Genomic DNA, 18,323 nt, shown 5'->3' on the forward strand with positions numbered 1-18,323 from the left:
CCTTCGGATTCCTCATCCCGCCCATGCCTGCGGGGCGGCGTCGAGGTCGTCTCGACGACCGCCCCGCTGGGAGCGTTCCTCAGTTCGGGCCCGGTCACACCCTCGGCCCGGCCGGAGTCAGGCTCCGGAGGGAATTTCAGCCTTCTCCTCGGCGGCCAGCCGCTTGTTGCGGCGCACCGACGACCAGAACGAGAGGCCGATCAGCACCACCCCGATGAGGCCCGTGATCAACTCGCTGATCTGGAAGCGGATGGTGACGAGAAGGATCACCGCGAGGGCGCCGATGGCGTAGTGGGCGCCGTGCTCCAGGTACACGTAGTCGTCGAGGGTGCCCTGGCGGACCAGGTACACCGTGAGCGACCGCACGTACATGGCGCCGATACCGAGGCCGAGCGCCATCAGCACGATGTCGTTGGTGATGGCGAACGCGCCGATCACGCCGTCGAACGAGAAGGAGGCGTCGAGCACCTCCAGGTAGAGGAACATGAAGAACGCCGCCTTGCCGGCCAGCTTCACGGCCGAGACGGGCTTCCCCTGCTGCTTCGCCGCCTCCTCGGCCTCGTGCTCGCGTTCCTCACCTTCTTCGAGTTTGTCCTCGAAGAAGCTGGAGAGACCACCGACGATCAGATACGTGATGAGGCCGGCGATGCCTGCCAGCAGTACCGTCTCCGCCTTGTTGGCGTAGGTGCCGCCGTGCTGGTGCGCCTGGCTCGCGAAGGTCATCGCCGAGACGAGCAGGACGATGAGGGCGATGCAGACCGAGAGCATGTCGACGCGGCCGAGCTTGGCCATCGGACGCTCGATCCAGGCGAGCCACTTGATCTCCCGGTCCTCGAAGAGGAAGTTCAGGAAGATCATCAACAGGAACATGCCGCCGAAGGCGGCGATCGACGGGTGCGCGTCGGTGACGAGCTCCTGGTAGCGGTCCTTGTCGGTCATCGCCAGGTCGACGGCCTCGATCGGGCCGATCTTCGCGCTGATGGCGACGATCACGACAGGGAAGACCAGCCGCATACCGAAGACGGCGATCAGGATGCCGATGGTGAGGAAGATCTTCTGCCAGAAGGCGTTCATCTTCTTCAGGATTCCGGCGTTGACCACCGCGTTGTCGAACGACAGCGAGATCTCGAGGATGGACAGGATCGCCACGACCCCGAAGCCCGTCCACCCCCCGTAGAGCACGGCTGCGGCGAGCCCGATCGCGGTGACCGCGAAGGACCAGCCGAAGGTTTTCAGAAGCACTGGATACCCAATCCCTGTATGTACTACGAGGCTCCCCCGTCCGCACCCGGCTCTAGGAGACGCTGACCCCGAAGTCTAGAGCGATCCCGCGCAGACCGGACGCGTACCCCTGCCCGACCGCCCTGAACTTCCACTCGCCCCCGTACCGGTACAGCTCGCCGAAGATCATCGCCGTCTCCGTGGAGGCGTCCTCGCTGAGGTCGTAGCGGGCGAGCTCCTGTCCGTCCGCCTGGTTGACCACGCGGATGAACGCGTTGCTCACCTGCCCGAACGTCTGGCCCCTGACGTCCGCCTCATGGATCGAGACCGGGAAGACGACCTTCTCGCAGTGGGCGGGCACCTTGGAGAGGTCGACCAGCAGGGACTCGTCGTCGCCGTCACCCTCGCCCGTGAGGTTGTCGCCGGTGTGCTCGACCGAACCGTCCGGGCTCTTGAGGTTGTTGTAGAAGACGAACCACTCGTCGCCCATCACCCGGCCCGAGGCGCAGAGCAGCGCGCTCGCGTCGAGATCGAAGGGGGCACCGGTGGTGGAGCGGGCATCCCAGCCCAGGCCGACAAGGACCTGCGTGAGGTTCGGTGCGGCCTTGGAGAGGGAGACATTTCCCCCCTTGGCAAGCGTGACACCCATGATCGCGTTCCTCCCCGAGGTTACGGCGTGCGCATTCTTGACGAGGTCCGGCGCCGCACGAACCGTGCGGCGCCGGACGGGAACAGCCTGCGAGACTGCTCGGGTCAGACGTTGACGCCGAAGTCCTGCGCGATGCCGCGCAGACCCGAGGCGTACCCCTGACCGATGGCGCGGAACTTCCACTCCGCGCCGTTGCGGTAGAGCTCGCCGAAGACCATGGCGGTCTCCGTGGAGGCGTCCTCGGAGAGGTCGTACCGGGCGATCTCCTGCTCGTTGGCCTGGTTGACCACGCGGATGAACGCGTTGCGCACCTGGCCGAAGGACTGCTGGCGGCTCTCCGCGTCGTAGATGGAGACGGGGAACACGATTCTGGTGACGTCGGCCGGGACAGTGGCCAGGTTCACCTTGATCTGCTCGTCGTCGCCCTCGCCCTCACCGGTGATGTTGTCGCCGGTGTGCTCGACCGAGCCGTCCGGGCTCTTGAGGTTGTTGAAGAACACGAAGCCCTGGTCGCTGGTGACCTTGCCGTCCGCGTTCGTCAGGATGGCGCTGGCGTCGAGGTCGAAGTCGGTACCCGTGGTGGTACGGACGTCCCACCCCAGACCGATGGTGACCGCGGTCAGGCCAGGTGCCTCCTTGGTCAGCGAGACATTGCCGCCCTTGCTGAGGCTGACTCCCACGATTCCTCCCATTCGCGTGTCGAGGGGGTGGTGGCCCGACGCGGCGGTTGCCACGGGCCCTCTCGCCGCTGTCGTCGTTCAGTGCTGTCGGATGAACGTCTGGATACTAGTGACGGGTTCCCGCCCGCACCGGCCGTTACCCCTGATCGGTCAGAGCGTGTCCAGCGCCTTCAGGTACTCGTTCAGGTCGCGGGCGTCGGGCAGACCGTTGACGACGGTCCAGCGGACGACGCCTTCCTTGTCGATGATGAAGGTGCCGCGGACCGCGCAGCCCTTCGCCTCGTCGAAGACCTCGTAGGCGCGCGATGCCTCGCCGTGCGGCCAGAAGTCCGACAGCAGGGGGTACTCAAGCCCCTCCTGCTCCGCGAAGACCCGCAGCGCGAACGGCGAGTCGTTCGAGACGGCGAGCAGTTGGGTGTCGTCGTTGACGAACTTCGGCAGCTCCTCACGCAGCGCGCAGAGCTCACCCGTGCACACGCCGGTGAAGGCGAACGGGTAGAAGAGGAGCACCACGTTCTTCTCGCCGTGGAAGTCCGAGAGCTTCACGGTCTGGCCGTGCTGGTCCTTCAGCTCGAAGTCCGGAGCCTTGGTGCCAACCTCGATCGCCATGGGTACGCATCCCTTCACTGGGCCGGTGAGCGGTCTCCCTCCAGGCCGGAGGCGGCCGGGGAAGGTGAGCCCACCCTACGCACGCCGCCTTCCCCCGGAATGCGCCAGGCCCCCTCGGTCACGGCCGAGGGGGCCTGGCGGACGGCACAGCCGCTCCGGGACACTCGTGGGCGGTGGTTCGCCTCCCACGTCGCGACAGGAGCGGATCAGCGCTTGGACTTGGCGCCCTTGGGCGTGACCAGACGGCTGCCGGTCCAGTCCTTGCCGGCGTTGATGCTCTTGGTCTGGGCGAGGCCCGCCGTCTGGGCGGCCTCGTTGATGTCGCTCGGCTCGATGTAGCCGTCCCGGCCCGTCTTCGGGGTCAGCAGCCACACGGGCTGGCCGTCCTCGACGAGCTGCGAGGCGTCGACCAGTGCGTCGGTCAGATCGCCGTCGTCATCGCGGAACCAGAGCATGACGGAGTCGGCCACATCGTCGTACTCCTCGTCGGCGAGTTCGCCGCCGATGAGGGCTTCGATGGCCTCACGGAGCTCCTGATCGACATCGTCGTCGTAGCCGATCTCCTGGACCACCTGCTCGGGCTGGAAACCCAGCCTCGCGGCAGGGTTGGTCCGCTCCTCCGCGTGGTCCGCGGTCGCGCTCACGGTGTGCCTCCTGATCATGTTTCGGTAAGTGCTGCTGCCACGCGCGGGCGCGAAGCATTGGCCGTAGTCCACACGGGCGCGACGGATCGCGCAAGTACCCGGCCGTCGAGACCGCCGAAACGGTGACGTTCCATCCCGTCCCGACGCATCGGACACCACGAGTTTACGCAGGTCCGTGCCGCCGGTCACCGTCGAGCGCGCGGAGCGGCCCTCCCGGCGGTCCCAGCGGGGCGCCTGGACCGAACGATCATGCGATATCCACGGACGTCCCGGACGCGTCGTTGCGATTTGGACCGGATCGCACCAGCCCGCTCCCGGGACGCCGTCGGCCGGGCGCCCCCGGTCGGCGGTTACCGCCGGGTAGAGATGACGGAACCGCCCCACCGATGGACCATGGGGAGCGGCCCGACCTCCCTGACGTGCACGACCGAACAGCGAAGGAACAGCGTGGCTTCCGGACCCGATCGCAACCCGATCATCATTGGCGGCCTGCCCAGCCAGGTGCCGGACTTCGATCCCGAAGAGACCCAGGAATGGCTGGACTCCCTGGACGCCGCCGTCGACGAGCGCGGCCGGCAGCGGGCGCGCTATCTCATGCTCCGCCTGATCGAACGAGCCCGCGAGAAGCGGGTCGCCGTCCCGGAGATGCGCAGCACGGACTACGTCAACACGATCGCGACCAAGGACGAGCCCTTCTTCCCCGGCAACGAGGAGGTCGAGCGGAAGATCCTGAACGCGACCCGGTGGAACGCCGCGGCGATGGTCTCCCGCGCGCAGCGCCCCGGGATCGGCGTCGGCGGGCACATCGCGACCTTCGCCTCCTCCGCCTCGCTGTACGACGTCGGCTTCAACCACTTCTTCCGGGGCAAGGACGAGGGGGACGGCGGCGACCAGATCTTCTTCCAGGGCCACGCCTCCCCCGGCATCTACGCCCGTGCGTTCCTCCTGGACCGATTCACCGAGGAGCAGCTCGACGGCTTCCGCCAGGAGAAGTCGAAGGCTCCGAACGGCCTCTCCAGCTATCCGCATCCGCGCTCCATGCCGGACTTCTGGGAGTTCCCCACCGTCTCCATGGGCCTCGGCCCGCTGGGCGCGATCTTCCAGGCGCGGATGAACCGCTACATGGAGGCCCGCGACATCGGCGATACCTCCGCCTCGCACGTGTGGGCGTTCCTCGGCGACGGCGAGATGGACGAACCGGAGTCGCTCGGCCAGCTCTCGATCGCGGCCCGTGAGGGGCTCGACAACCTCACTTTCGTCGTCAACTGCAACCTCCAGCGCCTCGACGGGCCGGTGCGCGGCAACGGCAAGATCATCCAGGAGCTCGAGTCGCAGTTCCGCGGTGCGGGCTGGAACGTGATCAAGCTCGTCTGGGACCGCTCCTGGGACCCGCTGCTGGCCCAGGACCGCGACGGCCTGCTGGTCAACAAGTTGAACACCACGCCGGACGGGCAGTTCCAGACCTACGCCACCGAGACGGGCTCCTACATCCGCGAGCACTTCTTCGGCAGCGACCAGCGGCTGCGCAGCATGGTCGAGAACATGACCGACGACCAGATCCTGCATCTGGGTCGCGGTGGCCACGACCACCGGAAGATCTATGCGGCGTTCGCCGCGGCCAAGGCCCACAAGGGCCAGCCGACGGTGATCCTGGCGCAGACCGTCAAGGGGTGGACCCTCGGGCCCAACTTCGAGGGCCGCAATGCCACCCACCAGATGAAGAAACTCACCGTCGCCGACCTCAAGGGCTTCCGCGACCGGCTCCACCTGCCGATCACCGACAAGGAGCTGGAGGGCGGCCTGCCGCCGTACTTCCACCCCGGGCCCGAGTCGGAGGAGATCCAGTACATGCACGACCGCCGGCGCGCGCTCGGCGGATACGTGCCGACCCGGGTGGTGCGGGCCAAACCGCTTCCGCAGCCCGCCGACAAGACCTACGCGAGCGTGAAGAAGGGGTCCGGACAGCAGGCCATCGCCACGACGATGGCTTTCGTCCGCCTCCTCAAGGACCTCATGCGGGACAAGGAGATCGGCAAGCGCTTCGTGCTGATCGCCCCGGACGAGTACCGGACCTTCGGGATGGACTCGTTCTTCCCCAGCGCCAAGATCTACAACCCGCTGGGGCAGCAGTACGAGTCGGTCGACCGCGACCTGCTCCTGGCCTACAAGGAGTCGCCGACCGGGCAGATGCTGCACGACGGGATCTCGGAGGCCGGCTGCACGGCGTCGCTGATCGCCGCCGGCTCCGCCTACGCGACCCACGGCGAACCGCTGATCCCCGTCTACGTCTTCTACTCGATGTTCGGGTTCCAGCGCACCGGCGACCAGTTCTGGCAGATGGCGGACCAGCTGGCCCGCGGATTCGTGCTCGGTGCCACGGCGGGACGGACCACCCTCACCGGTGAGGGGCTCCAGCACGCCGACGGTCACTCCCAGCTGCTCGCCTCCACCAATCCGGCGGTCGTGGCCTACGATCCGGCGTTCGGCTACGAGATCGCGCATATCGTCCAGGACGGCCTGCGGCGGATGTACGGCCCGGACAGTGAGGACGTCTTCTACTACCTCACCGTCTACAACGAGCCGATCCAGCACCCCGCCGAGCCCGACGACGTCGACGTCGACGGCATCCTCAAGGGCGTGCACCGGCTGCGGGCCGGCGCCTCCGGCGAGGTCCCGGCACAGATCCTCGCCTCCGGCGTCGCCGTCCCGTGGGCCCTGGAGGCTCAACGGATTCTGGCGGAGGAGTGGGGCGTACGGGCCGACGTGTGGTCGGCGACCTCCTGGAACGAACTGCGCCGCGAGGCGATCGACGTGGAGCGCCACAATCTGCTGCACCCGGACGAGGAACAGCGCGTTCCGTACGTGACGCGGAAGCTGTCCGGCTCGGAGGGCCCCTTCGTAGCGGTCTCCGACTGGATGCGTGCGGTCCCCGACCAGATCTCCCGCTGGGTGCCCGGGACTTACCAGTCGCTCGGCGCCGACGGGTTCGGCTTCGCCGACACCCGGGGCGCGGCACGGCGGTTCTTCCACATCGACGCGCAGTCGATCGTGCTGGCGGTGCTGACCGAACTGGCCCGCGAGGGCAAGGTCGACCGGGCTGCCCCTAAGCAGGCGATGGACCGGTACCAGCTGCTCGACGTGGCAGCCGCGAACCCGGGGGCGGCGGGCGGCGACGCCTGACCAGCGATCCTCGCGGTGCGGCCTGGAGGGCGGCGGAGTGAACCTCTCCGCCGCCCTCCGCCACATCCGGAGCAGGCGGACCACTCCGGCCGGGAGGCACCGGGTCCCACACCGCACCGCGGAAGCCGTGCGGCGCGGCTGGCCGAAGAAACCCGGGCTCACGCGGCGAGGGCCTCCACGGCCGCACGAACGGTACGAGGCGGTCTGGGCGGCGCCGCGTCCACGGCATTCCGGCTGCCTGGCTCCCGTACGGCCGGCCGGTTGTGGCTTTGCCCGTCGGAACACGGCTGAACCCCTCACCGCCGGATCGGGCGCGTAGACGTGTGACACGACCGGAAGGGACGCGGGGACCCGGTGTCGCAGGCCGCGGCGCCGCACGGTCAGTTCTCCCAGATCTTGAACGCGCGCACACCGTAGGGGGAGGACGGCTGCCAGGTCCCACTGCCGGGGTGAGTGTCGAACTCGCCTGTCTCCGCGCACTCGGCCGACTGGTAGGTGGTGACCGGCCGCCCCGTGCGGTTGGCGAGGGCGTGCGCCACCACACCGGAAGGAAGGGCAACGCAGCTCTCGATGTCGGTGCCGGAGAGTTCGAAGACGTGGCGCTTCCCCGCGAAATCCGCCTTCTGCCAGAGGCAGAGCTGTCCGGCGCCACAGGCGGCGAGTCCGCCCTGCCCGGCCGCCTCGGCGCGGACCTCCGCGGGTCCGGCCGCCGGGACCGCCGAGGAGGGGGCGAGGGCCAGAGCCGTGGACAGTGCGGCGACGGCGGCAACCGTCAGCGGGGCCAGGTGGCGGTTGGCCGAAACGTGGGCCAATAGTCCCCGGACGAATCCCTTGGCGGGTCCCTTGCCAGGGCTTGCCGGCCGGGAGGCGGCAGGTGCCACGGCGTGCCGGACGGTACGGGGTAGCGGGCGCCGACGCGCGGTGGGGGCCACCACACGGTCCCGGTGCATGCCGCGTCCGGTGTGGGGTGGGATCGGCTTGGAGCGCTTCATCGGCTTCGTCATATTGCTTTCCCCGTTCCTCGGTGTGATGGGTGGTCGTCGCCCGGCCGGGTCGGCCGGGCAGTGGTCAACGGCGCGGTGGTTGACCGATTGCTCTGCGTGAGTCGTACGGGCAGGGGGCAGTCGCGGCGCGTGTGGGCGCCGTTGCCCGTGGGCGGATGGGTGAGTGGCCACGGAGTGCCGCGCTTCGGAGACCGGCCCGACCCGCTGAGCGGGAAGGCGCCATGGCCGGAGCGCGTCCATGCCGAATGCGCCGCTGCTGCGGCGTGCGCGTCTGTGGCAGGGTCCCGGCTCCACACCGTGGCGGTGGACAAGGCGCCGGTCGGCGATCGGGCCCGGGCCCGGATGCGCCGGTGGTGCGGCCGGTGAATGAACTGTGGACCGGCCAGGGCCTCGGAGGGAAGCTTCGAGGCCCTCGACCAGCCTGATAGGTGAACTTCACGCGCAGCCACCACCGGTAGCGCTTGTTCCGCCTCCGGCGGGGGAAGCGCCTGGTTCCACCGAGTACCGGCCCGAGTGGCGTTTTCCCTGGCGGGAGGGCCGAACCCCCCACGCGGACGGGGCCGGAGCACCATCGAGAGGGCGCTCCGCGCCCTCTCCGCCCGAGGACAACCTGTCCTCGAACGAGTGACGTCACCGTGCGCGGGGGACGAGGTCGACGCGCCCCCGGGCCCCGGGCCGTCACGGCTCTCCGCGCCGCAAAGGGCTCGACAGTGTCCGGCCGGGACAGAACCGGCCTGTTGACGTGATCAATTGACGGCCCTTCCGAGAACGGAAAGTCACCGGCGGAATCCTGTGCACCCGGTTTGCCGTAAAGGCCCGCCCGGTTCAGTGATCTGACCCACGGCTGCTCAATGCAGCGCCGACGGTCTCCTAGGGTGTCCCGCAGTGACTTCCTTCGACTCGTCCCCCCAGTTCAACGTCTGGCGCACGCTGCTCGCCCTGGCGATCGTCCTCGTCATGCTGGCGACCTCCGGCTGGACAGCCGCGCGTCGCCAGCAGGGCGACACCAATCCACTGCAGCGCGCACTGAACTCATGGAGTGACGGCCGCATCCGGGGCAAGGCGCTGCCGGAAGCCGACGCACCCTCGACGGAGCTGGCGGGGTTCTTCGCCTCGCTCACCCGCGCTCAACGGTTCGACCTGGCCGAGCGGTATCCGCTGGCGGTGGGGAACATGAACGGCGCGCCGCCGAAACTGCGCTACCGGGCCAACCGGCTCGCACTGGAGAAGGCGGTCGGCGTGGAACGGGAGCGGACCCGTGACCACCGGCTCTCGGCGGAGGGGCGGCAGGAGGCCGACCGGCGGATGCACCGCTTCCTCTCGCTGCTGCATCCCAAGCGCCACGTACTCGCCTTCGATCCGACCGGGCGGGGCCGGGTCGCCGAGGTCTTCGGCGATCTCGACCGAGCGGCACGGGTCTCGGTCGTCGTTCCGGGTGTCGACACCGACGTGCTGACCTATGAACGGACCTACGGGGCCTTCTCCGCTCCCGCCGGCATGGCCAAGTCGCTGTACAAGGCTGAGCGCGCACAGCACGTGAGCAGCCTGCCGCGTTCCGCGTCCGGCGCTCCGCGAGTGGCGGTGATCGCCTGGGCCGACTACACCTCCCCGGCGGGCATCGGTGTGGACGCCGTCACGGCCAAGCGGGCGGAGGACGGTGCGGTGCGGCTCTCCGGCCTGGTCCGGAGCCTTCCCGGGAAGAAGTCGGTGGCTCTGTACTGCCACAGCTACGGGTCGGTGGTCTGCGGGGTCTCCGCCCGCGACCTGCCGTCCCGGGTCACGGACATCGCGGTCGCGGGAAGCCCCGGCATGCGGGCTGCCACCGCCGCCCATCTGGGCACGGAGGCCAGGATCTGGGCGATGCGCGGCGAGGACGACTGGATCGGCGAGATCCCCCATCTCGAACTGGCGGGTGTGGGGCACGGCACCGACCCGGTGTCGGAGGAGTTCGGGGCTCGCGTCCTCTCCTCCCGCGGGGCCGCCGGACACGCGGGGTACTTCGAGCCGGGGACGGAGAGCCTCGACAACTTCGCCCGGATCGGCGTTGGGGCCTATCAGAAGCTGCGGTGCGCCGGCACGGACAGCTGTTACCACCACGCCGAGGACGTCGCCTCTGCCTGACGCACTTGGAGATGGCAAGGCGGTGGGCCCGCCGGGAAAGGGGACGAGGAGAAGCGTGGCGCATACGATGAGCCGCATGGGTGACGTATTGGCTGGATCTCATGCCGCCTGGGAGATCGATTCCGACTCCGTGCTCATCCGCTTCGAACGGGGCATCCGGACACCGAAGCTTTTCCAGGCGCTCGGTGCACGGCGTATCCCGCTGGAGGCGTTGGACACGGTCTCGCTGGCTCCTGGCAGACGCGGGACCGTCGTGCTGCGGGCAGTGGCCCGAGCCGGTGCCGACCCCTTGATGGACGCGGCCTCCGGCCAGCTGAAGGAAGGGAGCGACCCGTACCGCCTGGTGCTGCCCTCGGCCCAGGAACAGCAGGCCCGCGAGCAGGTGGACGAGTTGAACAAGCTCATCGCGGACCGCCCGGCCCCGGCTTCGGCCCGTGCCCTGGTTGCGCCCCCCGAGGCCCCGCTGCACTTCAAGGCGTACGACGGCAAGGCGTCCTTCGACGGGGCGGCGGTGTCCTTCCGCTGGTCGCCCACCGGCGCATCGACCGAGAAGTGGAAGGCAGGCGACAAGACCTTTCCGGTGACCGAACTGGCGGACGTCGAGTGGCGTTCGCCCGAGGTGTTCGACGGCTGCCTGCGGCTCGTCCCTCGGGCGGGATCGACGGCACAGCCCGCCCGGTCCGAACTGGACCCGGCGTGCGTGGTGTTCGGCCCCGGGTACGGCCCCGTTCACGAGTCGCTGCCGTTCGCCGCGGCCGTCCTGGCCGCTGTGCGGGCTGCCGAGCGCGCGCCGGAGAGCCGCACGCCGGAAAGCGCACGCCTCCCGCTTCGCCGTGACCCGGCGGACATCGCCGAGCGCATCCGGCACCTCGGCGATCTGCACCAGGCCGGTCTGGTGACCGATGAGGAGTTCGTCAGCAAGAAGACGCAGCTGCTGTCCGAACTGTGACGACGGGGCAGGGGCGGGACCGCAGCCCCGTGACGCGCCTCGGGGCGATCTGTGGACTGGGCGCGTGGCTTGAGGATCATCTCCGGCGCGCCACCTGGAATGCCCCGCTTTCGGACGCCTGTCTGCATACCCCGGTATGACCCTCGATGCAGCTCCGTAGTATGACGCGGTCCGGGACTGAGCTGCTTAGGCTGTGCGAGTCATGAAGACCGAACCACCGCGTGACCGCGATGACGACTCCTCCGGGCCCAGCTCCCTTCACGATGCGCTCGACCGTGTGCGGGAGTGGGGCCGACGCACGGCCGACGCCCCTGCCGTGCGCTCTTCCCGGAAGGAGCTGCGCTCCCTGGGGCTGGCGTTGGGCACGCCGGCCGACTCGACCCGCCCGCTGCTCTCGGGCGTGCGCAAGGCGTGGGTGCGCCGCCTGCCCCACGGGCTGGCCTTCGCGGCAGTGGCCGCTCTGCTGCCGGTCACGACCACCGTCCTCGTCCAGGACTACGGCATGAACGGAGCCCTGGCCGGCGCCTTCGCCACCGCACAGACCGCGCCACTCCTCCTGGCGGTGTCGCGCCCCGTCCAGGCGTGGTGGGTGATCTTCACCGCCGATGTGGTCGCGGCTGTCGTCATGCTGGGGACCCCGGGCCTCGACGGAAGGCCCTGGCCATGGACGCCGATGAACATCGTCGGTTACCAGCTGCTCATGATCTGCCTGGGTCTGCGCGCGGGCAGGCGCACCCTGCTCTCCGTCTGGCTCGCCACCGGGTGCGCTGGCCTGTTCTTCGAAGTCCTCTCCCAGGAACACAGCGACAGCACCCAGTTGCTCATCTTCACCCTGTCCGGGGCTCTCCTGCTGCTCTCTGCAACGCTGCGGGAAAGGGGCGACGCACAGCGCAGACTGGTCGAGCAGGAGAGCATCAGCGAAACGGAGCGGTCCCACCGCACACTCCTGGAGGAACGCAACCGCATCGCCCGGGAGTTGCACGACGTGGTGGCCCACCACATGTCACTCATCACGGTGCAGGCCGACTCGGCGCGCTACCGCATACCGCATCTCGGCGAGGAGGCGGCCCGGGAGTTCAGCTCCATCGCGGAGAGCGCCCGCGAATCGCTGACGGAGATGCGCCGCATCCTCTCCGTCCTGCGCAGCGAGGACGCCGAAAGGGAACGGACACCGCAGCCAGGTCTCAGGCAGCTGAATCAGCTGGTGGACGCCACCGTCCGGGCAGGTGTACCGGTGGCCATGTCGCGTACCGAGGTGGAGATCGCGGCGATGCTGGCCGACCTCCCCGCTTCGGTCGACCTGTCGCTCTACCGCATCGTCCAGGAGGCCCTGGCGAACGTCGTACGGCACGCGCCGGAAGCCCGGACGACGATCTCCGTCACCGTGGAGGGCGACTCCGTCACGGTGGCCATCGTCAACGGCCCTGGTCGGGCGCGGCGAGTGCCCCTGGAGAGCACGGGGACCGGCCATGGCCTGGTGGGAATGCGGGAGCGCGTCCGGCTCGCGGGTGGGACCCTCGACACCGGCCCCCTGCCCGGTGGAGGATTCCGTGTCGCCGCTCGGCTCCCCCGTCACGAGAAGGAACCTGACTCCGCATGAGCATCCGTGTGATCATCGTCGACGACCAGGGCATGGTGCGGGCCGGTTTCGCCGCGCTGCTGTCCGCCCAGGCGGACATCGACGTCGTCGGCGAGGCGGCGGACGGGCGGACCGGCATCGAGGTGAGTCGCAAGACCCACCCCGACATCGTGCTCATGGATGTGCGGATGCCGGAGATGGACGGCCTGACGGCGACTCGGGAACTGCTGAGTCCTGAGCCGGGGACTGCCCATCGTCCGAAGGTCATCATGCTGACCACCTTCGACGTGGACGACTACGTGTACGAGGCACTGCACGCCGGAGCCTCCGGCTTCCTGTTGAAGGACTCGCCGCCGGCCAGCCTGGTGTCGGCGGTCCGTGTCATCCACGGCGGGAACGCACTGCTCGACCCCGCCGTCACCCGCCGGTTCATCGAAGACATCGTCCGTCGGCGACCTCGCCCCCGCCGCGACCCCCGTCTGCAGTTGAACGGCCTCACCCCGCGTGAGACAGAGGTACTGGAGTTGGTGGCCCGCGGGCTGTCCAATCTGGAGATCGCCGAGCAGCTCGTCCTCGCCGAGCAGACGGTGAAGACCCACATCAGCCGCATTCTCGCGAAGCTCGGCATCCGCGACCGCGCCCAAGCGGTCATCGCGGCCTACGAGTCCGGGCTGGTCAAGCCCGGTGACACCGTGCGCTGACCGCTCCTTCTCGCACCCGACCGTCCGGCAGCGTGTGCCGGACGGTCATCTCCGTTGTCTCGTCTCCCCAGCCTCATCCACCCCCTACTGGGGTATGGGGTCGCACTTGGCTCTCCGGTGTGAAGCCCCAGCGGGTGTCGTCTCCCTACCTTCTCTCCAACAGGCCGGCACGAGAGCGGGCCGGACGGAGAGACGGGGGCCGATGATGCGGGTTCGGGTGCGTTCAGCGAGGCCGGGGGCACGTTCGCGAAGCTGGCGCGCGCTGGCCGGGCTGATGTTGACGTCCACGCTGATGACAGCCACGACCGGGTGGGCGTCGGCTGGCCAGCAGACACCCGTGACGGGACCTCCGCCCGGTACCTCGGCCTGGCGGGGAGACACCGAGACAGGGCGGAAACTTCCCGACCCGGCACGCAGCACGCCCGCTGAAGTCCACGATTTCCTCACGGCTCTGACGGGGCGACAGCTGGACGGCCTCATCGAGCGCCATCCGCTCGTCCTGGGCAACCTGGACGGAGCGCCGATCCCCGTTCGTTACGCCGCGAACGCCCGGGCGTTGGCCGAAGCGCACGCCGGGGAGCAGGAGAGGGCAGCCGACCATCGGCTGTCCGGCCAGGAACGCGACCGGGCTGCCGAACGGGCCGAAAGGTACCGGGGCCTTCTGACGTCGGGACGGCAGATACTCGCCTTCGACCCCCGGGGCCGAGGGCAGGTGGCGGAGGTCTTCGGCGACCTCGGCGCGGCGCGGCACGTGGCGGTCGTCGTCCCCGGTTCGGACATCGACCTCGACACCTTCGACCGCTCGCACAACCCTTACGGCACACCGGCCGGTATGGCCCGCTCGCTCGCCAGGGCGACGGACGGGCAGACCGCGGTCGTCGCCTGGGTCGGCTACACCACCCCGGTCGGTCTCGGTCCCGACGCCGCCACCGGCCGCCTGGCCGAGGCGGGCGCACCCCGGCTGAGGCGCTTCGTCGAAGGGCTGGCCGCCACCGGGCTCCCCCGCCCGTCAGTCTTCTGCCACAGCTACGGATCGGTGGTCTGCGGGCTGGCCGCGGCAGATCTCCGCATGAGCGATCTGGTTGTCCTCGGCTCGCCAGGGATGCGAGCGGCGGACGTCGCCTCTCTGGGTACCTCCGCCCGCGTCTGGGCGACGCGCAGTGCCGGGGACTGGATCGGCAAGGTGCCCCACCTGCGGCTCTTCGAGCTGGGCCACGGCACAGACCCCACCGCTTCCGGCTTCGGCGCCCGCCCCATACCCGCGCAGCGGGTGAGCGGCCATTCCGACTACTTCGCTCCCGGTACAGACGCCCTCGCGGCCTTCGCCGCCATCGCGGAAGGGAGAACCTCATGAACGGGGCCTGGCTGCGCCGGGCCGCGACCAAGGTGGACGCCGCCACTCCGGTTCACCGTGACCGCGCACTCGACGGGCTGCGGGCCGTGGCCCTCCTGGCAGTGCCGACCGGTCACTGGCTCCTCGGCGGGTTCACACGTGACGCCGACGGCGGCCTCCACAACGCCAGTCCGCTCTCCTCCTTCTCCTCGCTTGCACCGCTGAGCTGGGTACTGCAGATGCTCGGCATCTTCTTCCTCGTCGGGGGATACGCCTCGGCGCTCTCCTACCGGCGAGCGTCGGAGCGGGGAGAGTCCGCGCGTTCCTGGACAGCCGGGCGGCTGGTCCGGCTGGGGCGGCCCGTGGTGGGGGTGACGGCGATCTGGGCCGCTCTTCTGGTGGTGCTGTGGTGGTCCGGGGTCCCGGAAGCCACCTTGCACACGGCGGCCACCCTCGTCATCCAGCCACTGTGGTTCGTCGGCGTCTACGGGGTGGTCACCGCGTTGACACCGTGGTGTGCGCGGGCCGCCCGGAAGGCCGGTCCGTGGGCTGCCGCCCCGCTTCTAGGCGCGGTCGCCGTGGTGGATCTACTCCGGTACGGTCCCTGGTCGGCCGGGATGCCGTCGTGGCTGAGCCTGTTCAACCTGTTGCCCGGATGGCTGTTCGCCTACCAGCTGGGGGTGGGCTGGGGCGAAGGGCGCATGAGTCGGCGCGCGGCCAGGGTGCTGCTGGTCGGAGGGGCTGCTCTGTTCGTCCTGCTGCTGTGGGAGTTCGGGTATCCGACGTCCATGGTGGGGGTCCCGGGCGAGGCCCGGACCAACTCGCACCCGCCGTCACTGCTGGTTCTGGCACTGGGTGCCTTTCAGAGCGGGGCAGCCGTGCTGTCACGCGACCGGATCGCTTCCCTGCTCCGGCGCCCGTCCTGGTGGGCACCGGTCGTGGCCGTCAACCTGTCAGCGATGACGATCCTCTGCTGGCACCAGACGGCGATGCTGATCGCGGCGATACCGGGAGCCGCTCTCGGTGTGGTGCCCGGACTCACCTCGGCACCGGACACAGTCGGGTGGATCGCCGCACGGGTGATGTGGATGCCGCTGTTCGCCGCCTTGCTGGTGGTGACCGCGAGATCCGCCCGGCGCCTTGACGCGCCGTGGCCCGGAGCGGGCAGAGGGATACGCGTGACGGCAGGCGTGCTGGCGACAGGGTTCGCGATATTCGCCCTGCGGTTGGTCTGACCTCCTGGCGTGCGGAGGGCCGGACGTCCGGCCCTCCGGACACAGGGGGACCGCAGGGCCGGACGTGAGAGACACGAGAGGTAAGGAAGGAGGGAACCGGGATGGGGCTGTACGGATCAGTTGCGGCCCGCCGATGTGAAGGACATGCCGGCGTAGCGGTCACCTGCGACCTTGCCCGCAATGGGCTCCAGAAGAGCCGATTCCGCTTCGGTGAGGTGAACAGGGGTGGAGGCGGTGTTCTCCTGAAGGCCGGTCGGCTTGAGGGCGCCGGGGATGGAGACGACCGGCAGGCGGCGTCCCTCCGCGCGGTGCCGGGCCCAGGCCAGGGCGATCTGGGCGGGGTTGACTCCGTGATCGGCGGCGATGGTGCGCAGGGGTTTCGGGAGGTTGGCGTTGGCTGCGGCGTTGGCGCCGGTGCAGCGGGGCTGCCCGCGCCGGAAGTCGTCGGTGAGTTCTCTCTCAGGTCGGTTCGGCCGAGCAGTCTCGGACCGCAGCGGGCAGGGAGGTGCTATCCGTCACCGTCATGCCCTCCACGCCGGAACGTTGGGCCCACTCCAGGTAAGTGCGGATGTCATCAAGGCAGACACGATCCGCCTTGCCTTCGCCTCGGCGTCCGTTCGCCGTCGCCCACGGCCCGGTGCCCGTCTTCGCGGCGCAGGAGACGGGCACCGCCCGACCGGGCCGGACGCCCGTCCTAGACTCGCTGACATGCGAAGCCTTGAGAGTCTGGCACGGGTGGACGAGTGGCCGGTGCCGCACGCGGCGGTGGCCGTGGTGCGGTCCGACGGGACGGTGGCCGGAACCCACGGGCCCACCGGCAGGCGGTTCGCGCTGGCGTCGGTGACCAAGCCGATCGCGGCGTACGCCGTGCTGGTGGCGTACGAGGAAGGGGCTGTGGAGCTCGACGAGCCGGCCGGGCCCGAGGGGGCGACGGTGCGACACCTGCTGGCGCACACCAGCGGGCTGGCCTTCGACGAGAACCGGGTCCAGGCGGACCCCGGAACGCGGCGGATCTACTCGAACGCCGGTTTCGAGGCATTGGGCGAGCACCTGTCCGAGGTGACGGGGATTCCCTTCCCGGAGTACCTGCGTCAGGCCGTACTGGAGCCGTTGGGGATGGACTCGACCACGTTGGAAGGGGGGATGTCTCCCGCGAAGGACGGGTGGTCGACGGTGGACGACCTGATCCGGTTCGCGGCGGAGGTGCAGGCACCCCAGTTGCTGGACGTCCGTACGGTCGCCGAGGCGATGTCGGTCGTGCAGCCGGGGCTGAAGGGTGTGCTGCCCGGATACGGGAGCCAGAACCCCAACGACTGGGGACTGGGTTTCGAGATCCGGGACGGGAAGTCGCCGCACTGGACGGGGGCCACCTCCTCACCGAGGACCTTCGGACATTTCGGCCAGTCGGGCACGTTCCTGTGGATCGACCCGGACGCGCGGGCCGCCGCTGTCGCGCTGACCGACAGAGCCTTCGGCCCCTGGGCCATCGAGGCATGGCCCCCGTTCACGGACGCCGTCCTCAAGGAGCTGGCCGGGACGACGGACATCTGAGCAGACCCCCGAGGGCGGGAGCGGGAAGGGGCGGCCAAGCCCCCCGGCCCCACCCGCCACCCGCCACCCGCCACCCGCCGAGCCCACCCCCTCAACCCCAGCCTCCCGCCCCCTCCCCGTCCCTCCTCGTGGGCAGCGTCCACCGCCTCTGGGGCAGCACCCGCCTCCCCATCCCGCCGGCGCGTCACCCTGCACAACGGCCAGCCGCTGCCCAGCACTGCACCCGGCCTCGTCGTCACCCTGGCAAGCCTGGGTGTGGGCGCGTACCGTCTCAGCATGGGGCGACTCGTGCAGGCCCGTGCGGCTGACACGGAGGTGCTCGCCGGGGTGCTGGCGAGTGCGTACCGGGGTGATCCGGTCTGGTCGTGGCTGATGCCTCGCGACCGGGAGTGGCGGCTCAGGGTGTTGTTCCGGGGGCATCTCACGCAGCAGATCCCGTACGGGCGGGTGTGGACCGACGACAGCCGACAGGTGGCATGCGTGTGGGCGGAGCCCGGCGCCTGGAAGCTGCCTGCTGCCTATCTACTGCGGAACGCGAGGACGCTGGTCCGGGCGGGCCGGTGGGAGCTGCCCAGGCTCGGGGCGCGGTTGCTCGCTCTGGAGCGGCGGCATCCGGGGGCGCCGCCGCACTGGTACGTCGAGTTCCTGGGCACGCGTGCCGAGGCTCAGGGCACGGGACTCGGGGCCGTGGTGCTCGGTGGGTTGCTGGAACGGGCGGACACCGACGGGCGTCCGGTGTTCCTGGAGTCCAGCAACGAGCGGAACCTGGGGTTCTACCAGCGCCTGGGGTTTGTGACCGAGCGGCGGCTCACGTTCCGGTCAGGGCCGCAGATGTGGGCCATGTGGCGCCACGGGCAGCCGGGTTGA

The 18,323-nt window shown here is 69.7% G+C and carries 15 protein-coding genes and 1 pseudogene; 9 read left to right on the forward strand and 7 right to left on the reverse strand.

The genetic code is table 11. The features are described from left to right. Positions 1–117: 117 nt before the first annotated feature. From ACSLIC_RS06430 to ACSLIC_RS06450, 5 genes are all read right to left on the reverse strand, one after another. Positions 118–1,242: a DUF475 domain-containing protein gene (locus ACSLIC_RS06430; RefSeq protein WP_436736714.1), complete on the reverse strand. Its 1,125-nt coding sequence runs from the start codon at positions 1,240–1,242 to the stop codon at positions 118–120. A gap of 52 nt (positions 1,243–1,294) precedes the next feature. Continuing rightward, on the reverse strand, positions 1,295–1,870 hold the full coding sequence (locus ACSLIC_RS06435) for a TerD family protein (RefSeq protein ID WP_436736715.1): 576 nt from the start codon (positions 1,868–1,870) through the stop codon (positions 1,295–1,297). Between the two features lie 104 nt (positions 1,871–1,974). After that, complete coding sequence (locus ACSLIC_RS06440) at positions 1,975–2,550, reverse strand: TerD family protein (protein ID WP_436736716.1); 576 nt, start codon at positions 2,548–2,550, stop codon at positions 1,975–1,977. Between the two features lie 150 nt (positions 2,551–2,700). Then, complete coding sequence (locus tag ACSLIC_RS06445; protein WP_436736717.1) at positions 2,701–3,159, reverse strand: peroxiredoxin; 459 nt, start codon at positions 3,157–3,159, stop codon at positions 2,701–2,703. Positions 3,160–3,365: 206 nt separating this feature from the next. Next, positions 3,366–3,803: a DUF3052 domain-containing protein gene (locus tag ACSLIC_RS06450; protein ID WP_436736718.1), complete on the reverse strand. Its 438-nt coding sequence runs from the start codon at positions 3,801–3,803 to the stop codon at positions 3,366–3,368. Positions 3,804–4,250: 447 nt separating this feature from the next. Here ACSLIC_RS06450 and aceE point away from each other — a divergent pair, with 447 nt between their 5' ends. Beyond that, a complete protein-coding gene (aceE, locus tag ACSLIC_RS06455; protein ID WP_436736719.1) occupies positions 4,251–6,983 on the forward strand; it encodes a pyruvate dehydrogenase (acetyl-transferring), homodimeric type in 2,733 nt (910 codons plus the stop codon). A gap of 380 nt (positions 6,984–7,363) precedes the next feature. Here the strand turns inward: aceE and ACSLIC_RS06460 are convergent, their stop codons facing one another. After that, a complete protein-coding gene (locus tag ACSLIC_RS06460) occupies positions 7,364–7,759 on the reverse strand; it encodes a peptidase inhibitor family I36 protein (RefSeq protein WP_436740294.1) in 396 nt (131 codons plus the stop codon). A gap of 1,113 nt (positions 7,760–8,872) precedes the next feature. Between ACSLIC_RS06460 and ACSLIC_RS06465 the strand changes: the two genes are divergently transcribed. The 6 genes from ACSLIC_RS06465 to ACSLIC_RS06490 all read left to right on the forward strand — a co-directional run bounded on the left by ACSLIC_RS06465 (position 8,873) and on the right by ACSLIC_RS06490 (position 15,905). Further along, positions 8,873–10,108, forward strand: a complete 1,236-nt coding sequence (locus tag ACSLIC_RS06465; protein ID WP_436736720.1) for an alpha/beta hydrolase — start codon at positions 8,873–8,875, stop codon at positions 10,106–10,108. A 76-nt stretch (positions 10,109–10,184) separates the two neighbouring features. Beyond that, positions 10,185–11,057, forward strand: a complete 873-nt coding sequence (locus ACSLIC_RS06470; protein WP_436736721.1) for a DUF4429 domain-containing protein — start codon at positions 10,185–10,187, stop codon at positions 11,055–11,057. Between the two features lie 202 nt (positions 11,058–11,259). Beyond that, complete coding sequence (locus ACSLIC_RS06475) at positions 11,260–12,657, forward strand: sensor histidine kinase (protein ID WP_436736722.1); 1,398 nt, start codon at positions 11,260–11,262, stop codon at positions 12,655–12,657. Continuing rightward, a complete protein-coding gene (locus tag ACSLIC_RS06480) occupies positions 12,654–13,337 on the forward strand; it encodes a response regulator (RefSeq protein ID WP_436736723.1) in 684 nt (227 codons plus the stop codon). The genes ACSLIC_RS06475 and ACSLIC_RS06480 overlap by 4 nt, the downstream gene beginning before the upstream one ends. Before the next feature lie 262 nt (positions 13,338–13,599). Continuing rightward, positions 13,600–14,691 carry an alpha/beta hydrolase gene (locus tag ACSLIC_RS06485; RefSeq protein WP_436740295.1) on the forward strand — a complete coding sequence of 364 codons (1,092 nt, stop codon included), beginning with the start codon at positions 13,600–13,602 and terminating at the stop codon, positions 14,689–14,691. Further along, entirely contained in the window at positions 14,688–15,905 is a 1,218-nt protein-coding gene (locus ACSLIC_RS06490) for an acyltransferase family protein (RefSeq protein WP_436736724.1), read from the forward strand. Before ACSLIC_RS06485 ends, ACSLIC_RS06490 begins: the two co-directional genes overlap by 4 nt. Before the next feature lie 116 nt (positions 15,906–16,021). On the opposite strand, the pseudogene ACSLIC_RS06495 reads toward ACSLIC_RS06490, so the two are convergent. Continuing rightward, positions 16,022–16,366: pseudogene (locus tag ACSLIC_RS06495) on the reverse strand (aldo/keto reductase); the annotation flags it as partial. A gap of 247 nt (positions 16,367–16,613) precedes the next feature. Between ACSLIC_RS06495 and ACSLIC_RS06500 the strand changes: the two are divergent. Both ACSLIC_RS06500 and ACSLIC_RS06505 read left to right on the forward strand, forming a co-directional pair. Next, the gene (locus ACSLIC_RS06500; protein ID WP_436736725.1) at positions 16,614–17,456 is read left to right on the forward strand and encodes a serine hydrolase domain-containing protein; all 843 of its coding nucleotides are present in this window, start codon (positions 16,614–16,616) and stop codon (positions 17,454–17,456) included. 276 nt (positions 17,457–17,732) lie between these two features. Then, a complete protein-coding gene (locus ACSLIC_RS06505; RefSeq protein ID WP_436736726.1) occupies positions 17,733–18,323 on the forward strand; it encodes a GNAT family N-acetyltransferase in 591 nt (196 codons plus the stop codon).

Origin of the sequence: Streptomyces sp. BBFR102, assembly GCF_051397025.1 — a bacterium.
Taxonomy (GTDB): domain Bacteria; phylum Actinomycetota; class Actinomycetes; order Streptomycetales; family Streptomycetaceae; genus Streptomyces.